This window comes from Kitasatospora sp. SC0581, assembly GCF_048159585.1.
GTDB lineage: Bacteria > Actinomycetota > Actinomycetes > Streptomycetales > Streptomycetaceae > Kitasatospora.
Window position 1 is genome coordinate 1 of the sequence record NZ_JBLRWA010000071.1, and the last position, 1,408, is coordinate 1,408.

Genomic DNA, 1,408 nt, shown 5'->3' on the forward strand with positions numbered 1-1,408 from the left:
CGGTGATCATCACGGGGAGGCGCTCCTCGTAGGGATGGGGTCGGCCGTGGTCCGGCCGGGTTGAGGGCGGGACCTCCGCCGGCGCGCCCGGCTGGCGGCGGCAGGCCGCCGCAGGGGTGTTCGTGGCGGCCTGCCGCTCGGGGTGCGGCGACGGCGCACTGCTCGCTGGTGGTGCGGCGCAGCAGGACGGGGACCGGTGTGGAGGCGGGCGTTGGCAGGTGGAGGTGGTGGACCGGTGGGCGGCGCTGCGCCGCTACCCCTGTGCCGCGGCGAGCACCAGTTCACCGGCAGGGTTCGTGCTCTCCGCGTGGATGGCCAGGGCGGCCCGGATCAGGCCGTCGTGCGACAGGCCCTGCGGGTAGTTGCCGAGATGGACTTGCTCGGCGGGGTCGTACTGCTCGGCGAGGAGGCCGAGGTCGCTGCGCACCGCCAGCAGGCGGTCGAACAGGTCCTCGGCGTCGGCGTGCCGGCCGATCAGGGCGAGGGCTTCGACCATCCAGAACGCGGTGGCGAGGAACGCGCCTTCGTGGCCGGACAGCCCGTCGACGTTGTCGGCCGCGTCGGCACGGGTCGGGTAGCGAAGGAGCATGCCGCCGCTGGCACCGAGTTCGCGTTCGATCGCCTCGACGGTGCCGATCACCCGCTTGTCGTCCGGCGGCAGGAATCCGGTGCGGGCGATGTGCAGGAGGGAGGCGTCCAGGTCGTGGCCGTCGAGGTACTGGGTGAAGGTGTTGCGCCCCTGGTCGTAGCCGCGGGCACAGACCTCGGCGTGGATGGCCTCGGCACTCGCCGCCAGCCGCAGCAGGGTCTCCTGGTCGGCGGCGCCGTGGCGTTCCAGCACGCGCACGGCGCGGTCGAGGGCCACCCAGGCCCACACCAGGGAGGAGACGTAGCGGCGCGGGGTGCCCCTGCTTTCCCACATGCCGTCGTCGGGCTGCTCCCACAGCTGCTCGGCCTTGAGTGCGAGGGCGAGGAGCAGGTGGTCGGCGTCCGGGCACGGCGGGATGCCTGCGTCGTCCATCTGCGCGAGCAGGTCAGCGAGTTCGCCGTACACGTCCAGCTGGTGCTGTTCAGCGGCGGCGTTGCCGACCCGCACCGGCTCGGAGTCGCGATAGCCCCGCAGGTGTGGCAGTTCCTCTTCCGTCGGCACCGGGCCGCCGCCGAGGCCGTACAGGGGCTGAAGGGCGTCCGGGTCGATGTGGGTGGTCAGCCAGGTGCGGTAGGCGATGGGCTCCTCGGTGTATCCCAACGCGAGGAGGGACTGCATCATCCACCCGGTGTCGCGCGGCCAGGTGTAGCGGTAGTCCCAGTTCCGCACACCGCCGATGGGAGCGGGCAGCGAGGTGGTCGGGGCCGCGACCGCGGCGCCGCCGAGGTCGCACAGGCCCTTGAGGGTGAGCGCCGACCG

General features: G+C 73.0%; 1 protein-coding gene. It reads right to left on the reverse strand.

The window, feature by feature from the left end; all coding sequences use genetic code 11:
* Positions 1 to 253: 253 nt before the first annotated feature.
* Positions 254 to 1,408, reverse strand: a 1,155-nt coding sequence (locus ACLWS4_RS37075; protein ID WP_416876432.1) for a glycoside hydrolase family 15 protein, incomplete at its 5' end; no start/stop codon positions are given.